The organism is Pseudarthrobacter sulfonivorans (genome assembly GCF_024391045.1).
In the GTDB taxonomy this organism is placed as follows: Bacteria; Actinomycetota; Actinomycetes; order Actinomycetales; family Micrococcaceae; genus Arthrobacter; species Arthrobacter sulfonivorans_B.
The window spans coordinates 1-16,029 of sequence record NZ_JANFCZ010000041.1; the positions used below are offsets into that span (position 1 = coordinate 1).

Sequence of the window (16,029 nt, forward strand, 5' to 3'; positions counted from 1 at the left end):
GCCCTTCCCCCAGCGGCCGCGGCACCGGCTGCCGCTGCCGTGGGTGCCGTTTCATCCGGCCCGGTTTCCCCGGCTGCCCCGCTAGCCTGCTCCTGCCCGGTTTCCGTGGGATCTTCGCTGGGCTCGCCCTGGTACAGCCCGTAGTAGCTGTAGAGTTCCTGCTCCTGGGTCTCCGTGATGGCTCCGCGGTCGCTCTCGATGCGCGGGCCGTTCTTCACCGTGTCCTTTGTGAACGCCACCCGGATCACGGATTCCTCGAGGCTGGCACCGGTGAGCGGGGCGAAGGATTCGGACATGCCGAACAGGCCGGTCCGCACGGTGACGAAGGCGGGGTCGCCGGAATCGCCGCTGGTGAAGATCTGTTCCACGGAGCCGATCTTCTCCCCGTCCGCGTCCACCACGATGCCTCCGTTGAGGACGATGTTGTCAATGTCCTGCAGGCTGAGCATGGTGCGCTCCTTCTCGTGAGTCAAGGCGTTCCTCCGTGTGGTCTAAAGCTATCCCGCGGCTGCAAGGGCCAGGACCGCCGCCAACACAGTCAAAGGCGTCACCATCAGCCCGAAGAGCGCATAGCCGCGCCAGGTGATCAGGACGTTCATCCGCACCAGCCGGTCGTGCCAGAGCAGGGTGGCCAGCGAGGCCCACGGCGTGATGAGCGGGCCGACATTGACGCCGATCAGCAGGGCCGCCATCCGCTGCGGCGTCTGCGCCAGGGGTTCGGCCAACAGGTAGGCGGGCAGGTTGTTCAGCATGTTGGAGCCCACCACTCCCGTCGCGGCCAGCCGGAGCAGCTCGGGGAAGCCCTCCCCCGTGCCGGCAAGCTGGCCCACGAAGGCCGAGGCATCCAACTGGCGTGCAGTTTCCATCACCAGGAAGAGCCCCGAGGCGAACAGCAGCAGGGACCACGGCACCAGCTGCACCTTGAGGACGCGGGGGCGCCGGAACGCGAAGACCACAGCCAGCACAACGGCAGCCGCCAGGGCAGGGATCCAGACCGCAACCCCGGACACCAGGGCGGGCAGCAGCAGTACCAGCACCACGGCGGTGGCGCCGAGCAGGACCCGGTCCGCCGCCGTCGTCGATCCTCCCGTTTCCGCATCGGGCCGGATCCGCCCCACGGGGATCCGGGAGTAGCGTTTGCGCAGGTCGCGGCGGAAGACGAGCCCAATGAACACTAGGGGAACCAGGACAGCGGCAAGGGACGGCGCCCACATCAGGGCCGCGAACCCGGCGGGACTGATCCCGCCGAGGCTGTGCTGCGCCAGCAGGTTGGTCAGGTTGGAAATGGGCAGCAGCAGGCTGGCGGTGTTGGCCAGCCACACGGTCATCAGGGCGAACGGCAGTGGCGGCAGGCCGGCCTGCCGGGTCACGCTCACCACCACCGGGGTCAGCAGCACCGCCGTGGTGTCCAGCGACAAAAAGACGGTGCTCAGCGTGGCGAACACGGCCACGCACAGCCACAGGCGAACGCTGTAGCCGCGGCCCCAATGCCGGAACCGGCGGGCAATCCACAGAAAAACGCCGGCCTCGCTGGCCAGCTCCGTCACCACGGTCATCGCCACGACGAACAACAGGATCGGAGCCACCCGCTCAACCAGCGCGGCCAGGTCAGCCGCGGGCAGCGTCCCGGTGAGCACGGCAACGGCGCCGGCCGCCAGCAGGACCGCTCCAATGATCGCCAGACGCATGAACGGATTCTAGTCCGCGTCCGAGCCTGCCAGGCGGCCAGCCGGAGTCCACACGCCGCTCATTGGAGTCCGCTCACCCGCCTCCAGGCGTCCCGCGCTTCAACCGCACTCGTGAACTCGGCGCCCACCCGCCCCGTGGCATGCCGCTGGGCCCCGCCGACATCCAGGAAGGACAGGACGGCGGCGCTGAGCTGTTTCGATTCCGGTCCGCCGGGGCTTGCATTCAACACCGCCCGCCAAGACCTGAGCTGCTCCGGCTCGGCCAGCCGGAAGCAGACCAGAGCTGCAATAACGCACAGTTCATGCACGTCGTGGACCGCCGATCTCGCCTCAAGCCGTTCCAAGGACGAATGAAGGAGTTCGTGGGCCTGCTGCGAATGCCCCGCCCGGGCCGCAACGAGCGCGTCTATTGACTGCATTTGTGCGATGCCGATGGACGAATCCACGGCCACGTTCAACTCCCTGGCATCCTCCAGGGTGGTGCTTCGATTGCTGGCCCCCATCACTTCCTCCACCCGGGCAAGGTGGCGCAGGCCACGGGCGAGCTCCAATTGCCTGTCGTGTTCCCGCGAATGCTGAGTGGCCACTGCGAACGACATCCGTGAGCGCATGAAGCTGCCGTTCCAGAACCAGACGTGCCCCAAGAGATCGGCCTGCTCGTCGGCGGAACACCAGTCCACCGAGGCGTCCTCGAGTTCGCGGCGTGCGGCCTCCAGCTTGCCGCTTCGAAGCCCTGCGAGCACTTCCAGTTTTCTCCTGCGGCGGCGGATTTCGGGTTCGTCACTGGACTGCTCCATCGCCAGAAGGTTAAGGCATCCGCGGATGTCACCTTCCAGTAGTGCGCGCCTTCCGGCCGCCACCCGGGCCAGGTCAGCCATCCATCCAGGCGCACCGTCACGCTCCGATCCGGAAACCACCTCCTCCACCGGGGCGTGGCCCTCAAGTGCGCAGATCGAGTGCACCAGACCTGCGAAGCCCGGCTGACCGGCGGCGCCCCGTTCCCCCACCAAAGCAAGCTGACGGCGGTATCCCCCGCTGTTCGCAGCAAAGATCAGCGGGACTGCGGTGGCCGGCACAACGGCGCCCATCGCGGACACTGTCTCGAGGAATCGCACGGCCTGAAAGACTCGCGCCCGGCCCAGGACATCCGCCTGCTGCGCCCCGGCATTGGTACTCACCCAGTGGGCCGCTCTGGTGAGCAGCGACTGCTTCTGACCGGCCGTCCACTGCTGGCCATCCTCGACGCTCGAGGCCACTAGGAGCCGCACGCCGTCAGTAATCCTGAAATCGAGCCAGGGCGAGTCGTTCTCTTCGACGAAGTGACGCTCAGTGAACTTCCTCAGCTCCGTGGAAAGTGCCTGCGGCACCAGCTTCTCCAGGAGCGCGATATTGAATGCCGGAATGAGCGCCGCCGCCTGGAGGAGGTTTTGCTCCACGGGCGACAGACCGCGCATGGTCCGGGTAAAGAGCTTGGGGAACCCGCCGCTCAGGTCCGCTTCCGTGAGCGGTAAACCTTGTTGCCGCCGTATGTTGCACAAGTCCACGGCGCACTTGAGGTATGCGGGATATCCGTTGCTCTTGGCCACAATCATTGTCAGGACGTTCTCCGGCGGCCTTATTTCCTCCGGCCATGCGGCATTGAGGAACCTGCCCGAATCGTCATCCGTTAGCCGGTCCAGCAGGTGTTGCCGCGGCTCGTTGTTTGTTGAGATCAGCCCGGGCCAGTTATCGGGTCCGCTCCTGACGTATTGCCCTTGGCTCTGCACGTCGGCCCACCGGAGACGTTCGCGCCCGGTAACCACAAAGAGGCAATTGGGCATCAGGAACATCAAGCCGCACAATAAGTCTTCAAGTGAACCCAGATGGCCGCTATCCGACTGGATGTCCTCCCAGGTGTCAAAGAAGATGATGTATTCGAGCGGACGCTGGCTTCCACCGTCGGCAGGATCCTTGATCTGCTGCTGGCCCAGATCCCAGGCCAGGAAGTACGGCAGGAAAGCCAGTAACGTCATCAGATCCTTCTCGTCCAGGGCATCGTCCAGGTGAGGACAATCGAGCAGGAGCTTCTTCTGCGACGAACTCCTGGCAAAAGTTCGCACTGCGTGAGTGGTCAGGCGGGCGGCACCGCCGATCAGGCCAAAGCCGGAGGTGTCCAGCACCGCTTCTGCGAGGTCAGAGAGGGCATCCGTCATCACGCTGCCGAGGTCCGCGGCGCCGGTCGCGGCACGGCCAGGAGGGGTGCCCTGCAGGTATTCCTTCAAGGCCTCCCCCGGATGAGCCATGCTCCAGTACAGAGAAAACGCGAGGTCAAAGGCCGGCGCCGGGATTCTTTGGGCGGCCAGGCGGGCGCGGATCGCGATCAGGAGCGTTTCGAAGTCACGGTCGCCTGATTTCGCGAAGTCATGCCGATACGTGATGGGGCCTGTGCGATCCGCTTTGCCACCAGAACTGACGAGTGAATCCAGGTGGCGCGAGAGCGCGCTCTTGCCTATCCCGCTTTGCCCATAAAATGACAAAACGTTGTTCCGGGGCCGAGCCAAGTCATTGACCAGAGTTGGATCCTTCGCGAGCTCGTTCACCACCCGCCGGCTGGCTGCCAATGCCTCGGCTTGGGCCACTCGATTCGTGAAAATCCGCGTCCCCGCTGACGGCATTCTTCCCGATTCAAGCAACCCCTGCAGTCCCATGACTCAAACCTACATGGCCCCAACATCTCAGACCTGACGGGCAGCTACAGGTCCGCGAGCACCGCCCCCGGCTTCTCCATGCAGTCGGCAACGAACCGGAGGAACCCGGCCGCCGTGCCGCCGTCGCACACGCGATGGTCGAAGGTGAGCGTCAGTTCGGTGACCTTGCGGACCGCGAGCTCGCCGCCCACCACCCACGGCTTGTCCATGATGCGCCCTACGCCGAGGATCGCCACCTCGGGGTGGTTGATGATGGCCGCGGAGCCGTCCACACCGAACACGCCATAGTTGTTCAGCGTGAAGGTGCCGCTCCCCAGCTGCTCCGGCGTCCCCTTCCCTTCGCGTACGACGGCGGTGAGCCGGCGGATCTCCCCGTCCAGTTCGCGGGCGCTGAGTTTCTCGGCGTTGCGGATGGAGGGCACGGTCAGGCCCCGATCGGTCTGCGCGGCGAAGCCGAGGTTGATGCCGTCGAAGGACACGATCTCCTGGGCGCCGTCGGCTGTGGTCTCGATGCGGGTGTTCAGTTCGGGGAATCGTTTTAACCCGGCTGTGACAAAACGGGCGATGAACGCGAGCAGGCCTGGCGCGGCGTGCGAATCGGCCTTCTTCATCCCGGCCCGAAGCTCCACCAGGGCGGTCGCGTCAACGTCCACCCAGACCGTGGCCTCCGGAATCTCCTGCCGGCTGCGGGTCATGTTCGCGGCGACCACCTTGCGGACACCCTTGACCGGCGTCCGGGCGGAAATGCCCAGGCCCGTGCGGGAGTCGGTGCCGGCCTGCGTTTCGCTCGCCACCGGCTTCGGCCCAGCCACGGGAACAGGCTCAGCTGCAGGGCTCGCCTCAACCTCGGGTGTGCTGATGGCTGCTTCGACATCCCGGCGCATGATCAGTCCGCTCTCGCCCGAGCCGTGGAGCCCGCCGAGGTCCACGCCGTGTTCCCGCGCCATCCGCCGGACCAGCGGCGAAATGACAGCGCCCAGCTTCCCGGGCACCCGGGTGCGGAGCAGCGAGAGGTCAAGGTCCGGCGTTTCGAGAGGCTCCACCCCCGAAACCGGCCTACGCGGTGCCCGTGTGCGCCGAACCTGGCCAGCACCGCCTGGAGTCCCGTACCCAATCAGCACATTGCCGGACCCGGCCTTCTCCTCCTCGCGGTACGCGTTGGCAGCGACCTCAGCCGGCGCGGATGATGCCGCCCCGGGAGTGGCATCGGGCCTTCCGGAGCCGGACGGCATGCTGCTTGCAGCAATGCCGTCCGGCGAAGGGGCGGGGGCGGCATCATCCGCGTCGGCCCCAACAGAGCCAACACGCGCAACGGAGATCAAAGGCTTCCCCACGTCCAGCGTCTGCCCGGGCTCGCCGTGCAACTCCGCCACAACACCGGCGTAGGGCGAGGGCACTTCCACCACGGACTTGGCCGTCTCCACCTCGGCGATGGGCTGGTCCACCCGGACCTCGTCCCCGACGGAAACGAGCCAGTTGATCAGTTCGGCTTCGGTGAGGCCTTCGCCGAGGTCGGGCAGCATGAATACTTGCAGTGCAGAGGTCATTGGTCAGTCTTCCCACTGGAGGGTGTCAACGGCGTCGAGGATGCGGTCCACGCCGGGCAGGTAATAGTGCTCAAGCTTCGGCGCCGGGTACGGGACGTCGAATCCGGTCACGCGGCGGATGGGTGCGGCGAGGTGGTGGAAGCAGCGTTCCTGGACCCGCGCCACGATCTCGGAGGACACGGACGCGAAGCCGTGCGCTTCGGCGATCACCACGGCCCGGCCCGTCTTGCGCACCGACGCGCACACGGTCTCGTCGTCGAACGGAACGATCGAGCGGACATCAATGACTTCCAGCGAGCGCCCCTCCTCGGCAGCCGCCGCAGCGGCGGCGAGCGCCGTGGGCACCGACGGACCGTACGCGATGAGCGTTGCGTCAGTGCCGGAACGCGCGACGGCGGCGCGCCCCTCCGAGGACTTGCCCACCTTAAGATTCGCAGAGTGAGCAGCCCGCAACTCGTCAAGGTCCACCATGTCCTTGGACCAGTACAGCTTCTTCGGCTCCATGAACATGACGGGATCGTCCGAGTCGATGGCCTCCCGCAGCATCCGGTAGGAATCGGCCACGGTGGCAGGCGTGAACACCTTCAGGCCGGCGGTGTGGGCGTAGTACGACTCGGAAGAGTCGCAATGGTGCTCCACTCCCCCGATCCCGCCGGCGTACGGAACCCGGATCACCATGGGCAGCTTCAGCGCGCCCTTGGTGCGGTTGTGCATCTTGGCCACGTGGCTGACGATCTGCTGGAACGCCGGGTAGGCGAACGCGTCGAACTGCATCTCCACCACCGGCCGCATCCCGTTCATGGCCATGCCCACGGCCATGCCCACAATGCCGGACTCGGCCAGGGGCGTGTCGAAGCAGCGCTGTTCGCCGAACGTTCGGGTCAGGCCGTCGGTGATGCGGAAGACCCCGCCCAGCTGGCCCACGTCCTCGCCGAAGACCAGGACGGAGGAATCCGCGCCCATCGCGTCGGAGAGTGCCGTGTTCAGGGCCTTGGCCATGGTGACGGACTGCGGACCCGACGCCGACGCCGCGGAAGCTGCGGACGCGGCGGCCCGGGCAGTCGCAGCAGAAACGTTGCCGTTCGCCTCAGACGAGGTGGTAATTGTCGGGCTCATCTTGAGGCCTCCTGCGAAGAGGCAGCATCGCGGGCAAGTTCGTCGGCCAGCATGGCGGCCTGCTCCTTCAGTTGCGGTGTAGGGGATGAGAAAACGTAGCGGAACAGCTCCTGCGGGTCCACCGGAACATCCTCCCCCAGCCCTTCGCGGAGCTGCGTGGCAACATCCTCAGCGTGCGCGGCAATCCGCGAGTCGCCGTCGTCGTCCAGCAGTCCACGGTCGGTGAGGTACGTCCGCATGCGGTTCACCGGATCCTTGGCCAGCCACTCGGCAACTTCGCTGTCCTGACGGTAGCGGGTGGCGTCGTCGGCGTTGGTGTGCGCCTGCATCCGGTAGGTGTTGGCCTCCACCAGGAGCGGACCCGAGCCGCCGCGGGCGAGCGCAACGGCGCGGTCCAGCACGGCGAGGAGGGCCACCACATCGTTGCCGTCCACGCGTTCGCCGGCCATGCCGTAGCCCACGGCCTTGTGCGCCAGGGAAGGGGCCACGGACTGGTGCGCCAGCGGAACGGAGATGGCGTACTTGTTGTTCTGGACGAAGAAGATGACCGGCAGGTGGAAGACGGCGGCGAAGTTCAGGGCTTCGTGGAAGTCGCCTTCGCTGGTGGCGCCGTCGCCGCACATCGCCAGCACCACGGTGTCCTCGCCGCGGAGCTTGGCCGCGTGGGCAACCCCGACGGCGTGGAGCAGCTGGGTGGTCAGCGGCGTGCACTGGATGCCCACCTTGTGCTGGGCGGGGTCGTAGCCGCTGTGCCAGTCGCCGCGGAAGATGGTCATGGTCTGCACGGGGTCGACGCCGCGGGTCATGACCGCCACGGCGTCGCGGTAGGTGGGGAACAGCCAGTCGCCGTCGGCGAGGCAGAGCGCCGCGGCCACCTGGCAGGCTTCCTGCCCGTGGCTGGACGGGTACACGGCCATGCGGCCCTGCCGGACGAGTGCCGAGTTCTGGTCGTTGACGCGGCGTCCGACGACGAGCTGCTCGTACGCTGCCAGCAGTTCGGCATCGCCGGGCACCGGGTACTCGTGGCCGGGTTCGGTGCCCTGCTCGCCTTCGGCCAAGAGCCGGCCGTCCGGGTCCACCATCTGGATCTGGTGCCGGGCGGGGAGCATGTAGTCCTCCACCGTGATGCCGAACTTGCGGACGGCTTCGGTCACGGCGGTTTCGGCCGGGCGGCGTTCTGCCTGGTCCGGCGCTGCCTGGTCCGGCGCAGAGCCCGGGGCGGTGCGGGGCGCAGAGTGGTCCGCGGAGATCGTCATTGGTCAGTCCTTCTGTAGCCACTATTCCTTCCCAGTATTGACCTAACAGCTGTTTCGTATCCACAGCTGACGCGAATCGTGGAAGGGTAAGGCATACATGGCTGGTTTCGAAGACGAATCGACATCCATGGCGGCCCTACGGCACGGAGTTGTGGACAGATTGGCAGCGGCGCCGCAGGGCGCGACAGTTATCGGCGAACTTTCAGGAACTTTCGGTAGTGTGAGCCGGAACTGTCCCCTCCCAAAGGTCACCTTTTTGTTTGGTCGAGAACATTCCCCCCGCCACGAGCCGGACGGATCCGGGCCCGCCCAGTATCCCGGGCAGGGCAACCTTGTCGCCACGAGTTCGAGCCGGCGCTTCAGCTTCCGCCGTGCACCGCGCTGGTTTAAGGCTGTCACGGCCGTCGTGGCCGTGCTGCTGGTCGGGGCCATCGCGTTCGGTGGCTACTGGGCCTGGCGCCTGCAGTCCAATATCGACAGTGCCGATTTGAGTGCCGGCGGCCAACGGTCCGAGGGCGCCGTGAACGACAGCACCGACCGCTTGCAGGTCCTGATCCTCGGCACCGACACAAGAAGCGGGGCAAACGGGCAGTACGGCACCGAGGACCAGTCCGCTGGCTACGGCCAGTCCGATGTGATGATGCTGCTGGACATTTCGGCGGACAACAACCACGTCAACGTCATCAGCCTCCCCCGTGACCTCCTGGTGGACATTCCTGCCTGCACCGACAAGAAGACAAACAAAAAGTATCCCGAACAGAAGGATGCCCAGATCAACAGCGCCATGGCCCAGGCCGGAATCGGCTGCGCCGTGGACACCATAAACAAGCTGACAGGCCTGGAGGTGGACCACTTCATGATGGCTGACTTCAACGCCGTCAAGGAACTCTCCAACGCCGTCGGCGGGGTGGACGTCTGCGTGAGCGATGCGGTGGACGATCCGCTGTCCGGCCTGCATCTGCCCAAGGGAACCTCGCAGGTGCAGGGCGACCAGGCCCTGGCGTTCCTGCGGACCCGCCACGGGTTCGCCAACGGCGGTGACCTGGGCAGGATCAAGGCCCAGCAGGCGTTCCTCGGCTCGCTGACCCGCAAGCTCAAGTCCGAAGGGACCCTCGGCAACCCGCAGAAGATGCTGAGCATCGCGGACACGGTCACCAAGAACCTGACCGTGGACTCCGGGCTTGCCTCGGCGCCGGCGCTGCTGACCATCGCCAACCGGCTCAAGAACATCGATCCGGCCAACGTCAACTTCATCACCGTACCCACCGTGCCAGCAGCGGACCCCAACCGGCTCGCCCTGGATGAGCCTGCAGCGGCCAACTTCTTCGCCGCACTCCGCAAGAGCGCCGACCTGACGCAGCCCGCCCCTGCCGGGACGGAGTCAGCGCCGCCGGCCGCTCCTTCCGTCCCTGCCTACGACAAGTCCCTCCAGCCCATCACGGTGGCCAACGGCACCAGTGTGTCGGGGCGCAGCACGGCCATCGCGGCCACGCTCACCAGCGCCGGCTTCACCAAAGTGAACCGGGTCCAGGGACCGCCTCGGACCCAGACCATGGTGTACTACAGTGCAGGCTTTGAGGACGTCGCGGCTGACGTGGCCGCGTTGTTCGGCCTGCCTGCCTCCAGCGTGCAGCAGGTCACCAACGTCCAGGGCGTGCAACTGTACGCGGGCGAGGACTTCGCGACGGGAGACAAGCCGACGCCTGCACCGTCGGCCTCCGGCGACTCCTCCGGCGGCGTGGTGGCCCAGACCGCCCAGGACCAGACCTGCCAGGCGGCCAACCCGCTGGGCTAGCGACGGCTAGCGAAGCCCAGGAGTACCGGTACTGGCCAGAGACCCTCTGGCCAGTATTCTATCCATGCAACAACCTCCTGCCGGTTTCGTATCCAGACCGAGTGCGAATCGTGGGAAAGCCGACGCAGGATGGCTATTCTGGGAGACGAAACGTAACTACGGCAGGGAGCTGTGGACAGAGTGGCAGACACACCAGAGCAGGGTGAACCGGCACCGCTGGACGACGTGGACCGGCACATCATCGCCGAGCTGACCCGGGACGGCCGGATGTCCGTCACGCAGGTGGCCCAAAACGTGCACATCTCCCGGGCCCACGCCTATACCCGGATCGCCCGGCTCACCGGCGAAGGCGTGCTGACCAAGTTCACCGCCCTGGTGGACCCCATCAAGGCGGGGCTCAAGTCCTCCGCGTACGTCACCCTCAAAGTCAGCCAGCACTCCTGGCGGGAGCTGCGCGAGGAGCTCCGGGCCATCCCGGAGGTCCACCACATTGCCCTGGTGGGCGGCGACTTCGACGTCATCCTGATGGTGCGCGCCATTGACAACACTGACCTGCGCCGGGTGATCTTCGACCAGCTCCAGTCCATGCCGGGCGTCCTGGACACGCAGACGTTCCTGGTGTTCGAGGACGTGGACACGCGTTAAGGTTTCCGGAAAGGCACAAGGGAAGACCTCGGCACAGCCCGACGCTGAACGTGCAGGGGGCCGTCCCCTAAGCCCCGGGCGCACCCCCCTAATGTGCCACCTGCCCATTGACCCCGATGTGCGCTCCGACCTAGTCTCAGTCCACTTACAGACTGCTACGGTCCGGGACCGCCAGTAGAGGTCAGTCCAGACGCGTTCCGATGTGAGGGCATTTGCCCGTTCAGAGTGCCACATATTGCGGCCCGGATGCCGCTCGGCCGCAACCCCCTCAGTTCTTCCGATCATCGGAGAAGTCGATGTCCAAAAGCAACCTTGTCCGTTCGGCCGGTGCCGCCGTCGCTGCACTCGGCCTCTGCCTCACAGGATCCGCCCAGGCGTTCGCTGAAGGCGCCAGAGTCGAAAAGATCAACTTCAACGACGGTTCATGCAGCATGACCAATGGTTTCGAATTCTGCAGTACGTTCCAAGGGACACTCAACGGCGTCTTCGCACCCAACGGCCTCGTGAACTTCACGATGGACGTTACGAACACATTCAGAGTGACGGCACCTGACGGGACGGTGAGGTCACATGACGAGAGGGTGCACCAGAAGTACTTGATCAAAGACGGAGCTACGCACGTAAGCCTTTACCAGCAGTCGGTCGTCGACGACTTCGGCCCATTCACCTGCACCCTGGACGTGCACAGCCACCTTGTCGATGGTGCGGTCCAGTTCGACCGCGGCGAAAGTATCTGCACCGTGGACTAGAAGCGGCTCCTTGGCCCGCCGTCGCGACTCGGAACGTTTTCACAACCTCAGGACTGAATGATGAAGTCAGGGGGCCGTGGTGAGGTAATGGGGTCAGCGTGGCGGTGGATGACCTTCCACTGGCTGTCTTCGTGCCGAAAGATGGTCGTGACCCGGAGCGGCACGGGCGTCATTTCGGTGGACCCAGCGACCCTGGCCCGCGTCCGTTCGATCTCAACGATGTAGGCAAGGTCCGTCCCGGCATAGTGTGAGATGCGCTCGAACGTGATTGGTTCGCCATCCCGCAGCAGGGCTGAGGCGCGGTCCATGATGCCCTCCACCTCGGCGCGGCCGCGTCCCGGGGGCCCGAACGGATTGGCAAGGGTGACGTCTTCGCGCCCGGAGAACATCCGTTTCTGAGGCTCGGGGTCACCCGTTACGAAAGCGTCGAGGGCCTGATGGTATTGCTCGATGGCATGGTCAAGCTCTGAAAGGGTGTGGGCCTTCTCGGACTCGGACATTTGCATTTCCTCCAGCCGTTCCACCGCACGGCCCGGCATGCCTGACTTCGCCGCATCGGCCTCGGGACTGATAGTTGGCATCGTGGCACTGCCTCCCGTGGAAGTCCATAGGCTGGTAAACCAGCAGCCGGACGCCGTGGCCGGTCGGCGCGTGTCTCCCGCCGACCTGTCCTGAGAGGGGTGTGCGGGGCGTAGTCTGTTGACAGCCCCGGCACCGAGGTCAAGCATGGACCAACAGCACCAATCCTCTGTCAGGAGGGGCATGCCAACTTCGTGGCCGAATCTTCTCTTCCGCCTGTTGAGCGCCGGAGTTACCTCCGCCGCCGGAACAGCGGCCAACCTGGCAGCGGGAGGCCCCGCCAACCCGCTTCTGGCCGGCGCCATAGAAGCGGCTGCCAAGCAAGCCACGGAACACCTTCTGAAGCAGTTCCTTCCCGCCCAGCAGGAAGCGGCGCAGCAACTGGATCTGCTGGCCCGCGACATCCAAGCGCTGGCCGGGGGCATCGACACCCGGGTGCGGTCCCTGCAGGAAGGGCCGGCCCGGGCAGCCCGGCTGCACATGGAGGATGCTGCAGTTCATCCGGAAAGAGCGGCCGACGAACTGCAGGCAGCCAGACGGCTCCTGTATGAAGCGTGGGGCGCTGCCTCCGACCCGGGCCAGCGTTCCCTGGCCGCCCAGGAACTCAGCGGCGTGTACGCGTTCCTGGGGCAGTATGACGATTCTGTCCGGTGGCTGGAACGGGCCCTGCCGGACAGTGACGCGGCAGTCTCCGAGGCCATCGAAGCCTTCCGTGTTTCGTTGAACGCGTTCCCGGACAGCGTCCCGCGCCGCGCGGACGCGAGGGACTTTGTCGAAGTGGAGTTGCGGCTGAAGCGGGTCTTCGCTCCCCTGGACAAGGTAGTCCCCGCGGCCCAGCGGCTCGTGGAAGCCCGGTATGACGCGCTCGACCTTCGCAAGCGGGCCATCCCGCTCGGCACCGGCAGGCCCTGGCCGGCTGCGCCCAGCAGGGTGGAACTCGGGCGGGGCGGAGAACTCCTGTTCAGTACCCCGGCAGGCGGCGCCGCCGTGGACCTTGGCCATCGCCAGGACCCGGCCATGAGTCCCGACGTCCGCGCGATGCTCCGCTCCCTGAAAACCCTGCACTTCTCCATCGCGGACGGCCCATGGGTGAACCGGCCGGGGCACACCTACGTGGTGGGTTCGTCGCCTCAGCTCGGCGGCTGGGAGCCAAGCGCCGGGATCCAGCTGGCGCCCCGGCCGAAATCCGAAGGCACCATTTCCTCCACGGTCTGGACTCTCAAACGAAAAACGATGGAGGCAGTAATCCAGCTGCTGGACGAGGAGAACGTGGAGACCCGGTATTTCTTCGTCCCGGACGAGGGCGGGGAAATTCTCTGGGATCCATGCACGCGGAGGATAAACGCCCAGACGCCGGCTTCTTTCTACCGGCAAAGTGACATGTTTACGCCCGCCCCGGAGGTCTGGGGCACTCCATAATAGGGAGGCCGGAGTAGCGGCAAAGCCTTGAGCGGCAAGGACAGTCGGGTTTACAGTAATTCGATGGACAAAGTTGTTCTGACAACGTGGTTTTCCGGTGTTTACGGCCGCCGGTAAATAGCCAGTTGAGGAGGTTTTGACCCGCCCCGCCTTTTCCCCTTGAGAGGCTCCTCATGTTGTACAGGCGCATTTCCATCATCGCGGCAGGAATTCTGGCTGTCAGCGTGCTGACAGGAGGCGCCAGCCCCACGCCCACGCCGTCACCCTCCCCCACAGTCGCGCTGAACAGCGGCACGGAGGGGGCGAAGGCGGCGCTGGTCCGCATCGAGCTCTTTGCACTCTCCGAGATTGCGCACGTGGATGCCTCATCGGGGGTGGCCGACATCAGGCGCGGGACCTCTGAAGTGCCGCTGGGATCCGGCACCGGCGTCCTGGTCTCGGCAGACGGGATCGTGGCCACCACGTGGGCGAACCTCGCCGTGGACGAAGGTACGGTTGCCGTCAACAGCGCCAATGATCTCTTTAACAACGTGATCCGCGTACCGATTGTGGGCAATGACGGCAACCCGCAGCGGCGCGGCACAACGCCGGACGAATACTGGGCGCCGCACCTGCAGCACTGCTACAACCTGGTGGCCCACTGCGTCCTGTTCAAGGTTCCGCAGTACCGCATCCGGACCTACACCGCGGAACCGACCAGTGTGGTGGCCGAGCTGCTCAACAAGCCGTCCAATCCGCAGGACGTCGCCCTGCTGCAAATCACCGGCGGCGGCGGAGCACCGACGGCCAGCCTGGCACCGCCGGATGCGGTACCGGGCCCCAAGAGCTTTCTGCTGGGCTTCGTGGGGCAACCCACAACTGCGGCCGGGCCCGCCCAGATTCCGGTCACGGTGGACGCCGCCGCGGGCCGCATCGCGTCTCAGCAGGACCTGGGGGCGTTGCTGGGCTCGGGAATCTCCGGCGGCCCGGTGATCGATGGCGCCACCGGGCAAGTGCTGGGCCTGGCCGGTCCCCCGCAGGCTGACGGCAGGGCCATCCTGCAGCCGGCAGCCGCCATCCAAGCTGCAATGGCGGCGGCGAAGGTTGAAGCCACGCGGTCGAAGTTCGATGTTGTGTTCCGCAGCGGCGTGGACCATCTTGCGGCCGGTAACCAGGGCGGCTCCGCCGTGAGCGCCTTTGAGGAGGCGCTGACGTACTACGACTCGGCGTTGGCCACCAGCCACCTGGCAGAGGCCAAGGCAATGGGGAGCCAGCAACCGGCCGGGCAGCCCACTGCCGATGCGTCCGGCGCTGACACTTCCGCCCCGATTCCCACCGTGCTGCTGGCCTCGCTTGCCGGCGTCCTCCTCCTGGGCGGCATCGTGCTGGCCCTGACCATGCGCCGGCGCAGACCGGCAACCGTCCCGGGCACCCCCCGCGCCGAGAGGACCGGCGGACGCCACGGCTCCCTCACCAGCATGACGGCGCCGGCCGGACACGTGAGCGGGCCGGTGGACGCTGACGAAACCCGCGCCGCAGGTCCTTTCGGCGCGCGCGCTGCCCAGCCGCCAACGGACGCGGGCGGACAGTCCCGGGCGTCCTGTCCCCACTGCGGTGAGCCGGTGCAGCCCGGCGCACGGTTCTGTCCAGGCTGCGGGCAGCCCGTGGGGTGACACGCCGTGGAGCACGTGCAAACCGATCTCGCGCCGGGGACGGACTTCGCCGGGTACACCGTCCAGTCCCTCATCGCCCGCGGCGGCATGGGAGTGGTCTACCGTGCCCTCGATGTCCAGCTTGGCCGCCCTGTCGCGCTGAAGCTTCTGGCCCCCGAGCTGTCCGCCCATGACAAGTTCCGGCAGCGCTTTGTCCGCGAGTCCCGTTTGGCTGCTTCGGTGGACCACCCCAACATCCTGCCGGTGTATGCAGCCGGGGAGTCGGCCGGGCTCCTGTACATTGCCATGCGCTTCGTCCACGGCACGGACCTGAAAGCTGAGCTCCAGGAACGCGGCTCCCTCCCCCTGCCCGAAGCCCTGCGCATTCTCACTGACACGGCCGCGGCCCTCGATGCAGCCCACCAGGCCGGGCTGGTTCATCGTGACGTCAAACCCGGCAATATCCTGCTGTCCAACAGCGCTGCCGGGACTCACCGGCATGTTTACCTCACCGATTTTGGGCTCACCAAGCGCACCACGTCCGCCACCGGCGTCACCACCGTTGGTCACTTCCTGGGCACATTGGATTATGTGGCGCCGGAGCAAATCCGCGGCCAGGACGTTGATGGGCGCGCCGATGTGTACGCCCTGGCGTGCGTCGCGTACACGCTGCTTGCGGGTCATCCGCCGTTTGATCACGACGACGACGCGGCGCAGCTTTGGGCGCACATGGTGGAGGAACCGCCGCTGCTGCGCAGCGAACGGCCGGATATCCCGGCCAGGGTGGAACGGGCCATCAGGGCCGGCATGGCCAAACTGCCCGATGACCGGCCGCCTACCTGCGGTGCGCTGATCGGCATGATGTCGGAGCAGGCCGACGGCGGTCCCCGCAGCCGGCCGTCCGGCGGCAGGAAGCA

The 16,029-nt window shown here is 66.3% G+C and carries 13 protein-coding genes; 6 read left to right on the forward strand and 7 right to left on the reverse strand.

Going from position 1 to position 16,029, the window contains the following annotated elements; genetic code table 11:
- From NQJ30_RS18430 to NQJ30_RS18455, 6 genes are all read right to left on the reverse strand, one after another.
- The coding region (locus tag NQJ30_RS18430; protein ID WP_255771720.1) for a PRC-barrel domain-containing protein at window positions 1-473 on the reverse strand (473 nt) is incomplete at its 3' end.
- A 24-nt stretch (window positions 474-497) separates the two neighbouring features.
- Window positions 498-1,688, reverse strand: a complete 1,191-nt coding sequence (locus NQJ30_RS18435) for an SLC13 family permease (protein WP_255771721.1) — start codon at window positions 1,686-1,688, stop codon at window positions 498-500.
- A 59-nt stretch (window positions 1,689-1,747) separates the two neighbouring features.
- Window positions 1,748-4,204: a hypothetical protein gene (locus NQJ30_RS18440; protein ID WP_255771722.1), complete on the reverse strand. Its 2,457-nt coding sequence runs from the start codon at window positions 4,202-4,204 to the stop codon at window positions 1,748-1,750.
- A gap of 215 nt (window positions 4,205-4,419) precedes the next feature.
- Window positions 4,420-5,922: a dihydrolipoamide acetyltransferase family protein gene (locus NQJ30_RS18445; RefSeq protein WP_255771723.1), complete on the reverse strand. Its 1,503-nt coding sequence runs from the start codon at window positions 5,920-5,922 to the stop codon at window positions 4,420-4,422.
- A 3-nt stretch (window positions 5,923-5,925) separates the two neighbouring features.
- Window positions 5,926-7,038, reverse strand: coding sequence for an alpha-ketoacid dehydrogenase subunit beta (locus NQJ30_RS18450; protein ID WP_255771724.1), 1,113 nt, complete (start codon window positions 7,036-7,038; stop codon window positions 5,926-5,928).
- A complete protein-coding gene (locus NQJ30_RS18455) occupies window positions 7,035-8,294 on the reverse strand; it encodes a thiamine pyrophosphate-dependent enzyme (RefSeq protein ID WP_255771725.1) in 1,260 nt (419 codons plus the stop codon). The genes NQJ30_RS18450 and NQJ30_RS18455 overlap by 4 nt, the downstream gene beginning before the upstream one ends.
- Before the next feature lie 256 nt (window positions 8,295-8,550).
- Here NQJ30_RS18455 and NQJ30_RS18460 point away from each other — a divergent pair, with 256 nt between their 5' ends.
- From NQJ30_RS18460 to NQJ30_RS18470, 3 genes are all read left to right on the forward strand, one after another.
- On the forward strand, window positions 8,551-10,089 hold the full coding sequence (locus NQJ30_RS18460) for an LCP family protein (protein ID WP_255771726.1): 1,539 nt from the start codon (window positions 8,551-8,553) through the stop codon (window positions 10,087-10,089).
- A 180-nt stretch (window positions 10,090-10,269) separates the two neighbouring features.
- Window positions 10,270-10,734 carry an Lrp/AsnC family transcriptional regulator gene (locus NQJ30_RS18465; RefSeq protein ID WP_255771727.1) on the forward strand — a complete coding sequence of 155 codons (465 nt, stop codon included), beginning with the start codon at window positions 10,270-10,272 and terminating at the stop codon, window positions 10,732-10,734.
- 296 nt (window positions 10,735-11,030) lie between these two features.
- The gene (locus NQJ30_RS18470; RefSeq protein WP_255771728.1) at window positions 11,031-11,483 is read left to right on the forward strand and encodes a hypothetical protein; all 453 of its coding nucleotides are present in this window, start codon (window positions 11,031-11,033) and stop codon (window positions 11,481-11,483) included.
- 47 nt (window positions 11,484-11,530) lie between these two features.
- On the opposite strand, the gene NQJ30_RS18475 is transcribed toward NQJ30_RS18470, so the two are convergent.
- On the reverse strand, window positions 11,531-12,064 hold the full coding sequence (locus NQJ30_RS18475; RefSeq protein WP_255771729.1) for a YybH family protein: 534 nt from the start codon (window positions 12,062-12,064) through the stop codon (window positions 11,531-11,533).
- Window positions 12,065-12,245: 181 nt separating this feature from the next.
- Here NQJ30_RS18475 and NQJ30_RS18480 point away from each other — a divergent pair, with 181 nt between their 5' ends.
- From NQJ30_RS18480 to NQJ30_RS18490, 3 genes are all read left to right on the forward strand, one after another.
- On the forward strand, window positions 12,246-13,481 hold the full coding sequence (locus NQJ30_RS18480; protein ID WP_255771730.1) for a hypothetical protein: 1,236 nt from the start codon (window positions 12,246-12,248) through the stop codon (window positions 13,479-13,481).
- Window positions 13,482-13,654: 173 nt separating this feature from the next.
- Window positions 13,655-15,133, forward strand: coding sequence for a zinc ribbon domain-containing protein (locus tag NQJ30_RS18485; protein ID WP_255771731.1), 1,479 nt, complete (start codon window positions 13,655-13,657; stop codon window positions 15,131-15,133).
- Between the two features lie 6 nt (window positions 15,134-15,139).
- A partial coding sequence (locus NQJ30_RS18490) for a serine/threonine-protein kinase (RefSeq protein ID WP_255771732.1) occupies window positions 15,140-16,029 on the forward strand: 890 nt, incomplete at its 3' end.

What these genes read in the sequence shown, in the direction of transcription:
- NQJ30_RS18470 (WP_255771728.1), top strand. Translation starts at nt 11,031, where the DNA reads ATGTCCAAAAGCAACCTTGTCCGTTCGGCCGGTGCCGCCGTCGCTGCA.
- NQJ30_RS18480 (WP_255771730.1), top strand. Translation starts at nt 12,246, where the DNA reads ATGCCAACTTCGTGGCCGAATCTTCTCTTCCGCCTGTTGAGCGCCGGA.
- NQJ30_RS18455 (WP_255771725.1), bottom strand. Translation starts at nt 8,294, where the DNA reads ATGACGATCTCCGCGGACCACTCTGCGCCCCGCACCGCCCCGGGCTCT.
- NQJ30_RS18445 (WP_255771723.1), bottom strand. Translation starts at nt 5,922, where the DNA reads ATGACCTCTGCACTGCAAGTATTCATGCTGCCCGACCTCGGCGAAGGC.
- NQJ30_RS18450 (WP_255771724.1), bottom strand. Translation starts at nt 7,038, where the DNA reads ATGAGCCCGACAATTACCACCTCGTCTGAGGCGAACGGCAACGTTTCT.
- NQJ30_RS18485 (WP_255771731.1), top strand. Translation starts at nt 13,655, where the DNA reads ATGTTGTACAGGCGCATTTCCATCATCGCGGCAGGAATTCTGGCTGTC.
- NQJ30_RS18435 (WP_255771721.1), bottom strand. Translation starts at nt 1,688, where the DNA reads ATGCGTCTGGCGATCATTGGAGCGGTCCTGCTGGCGGCCGGCGCCGTT.
- NQJ30_RS18475 (WP_255771729.1), bottom strand. Translation starts at nt 12,064, where the DNA reads ATGCCAACTATCAGTCCCGAGGCCGATGCGGCGAAGTCAGGCATGCCG.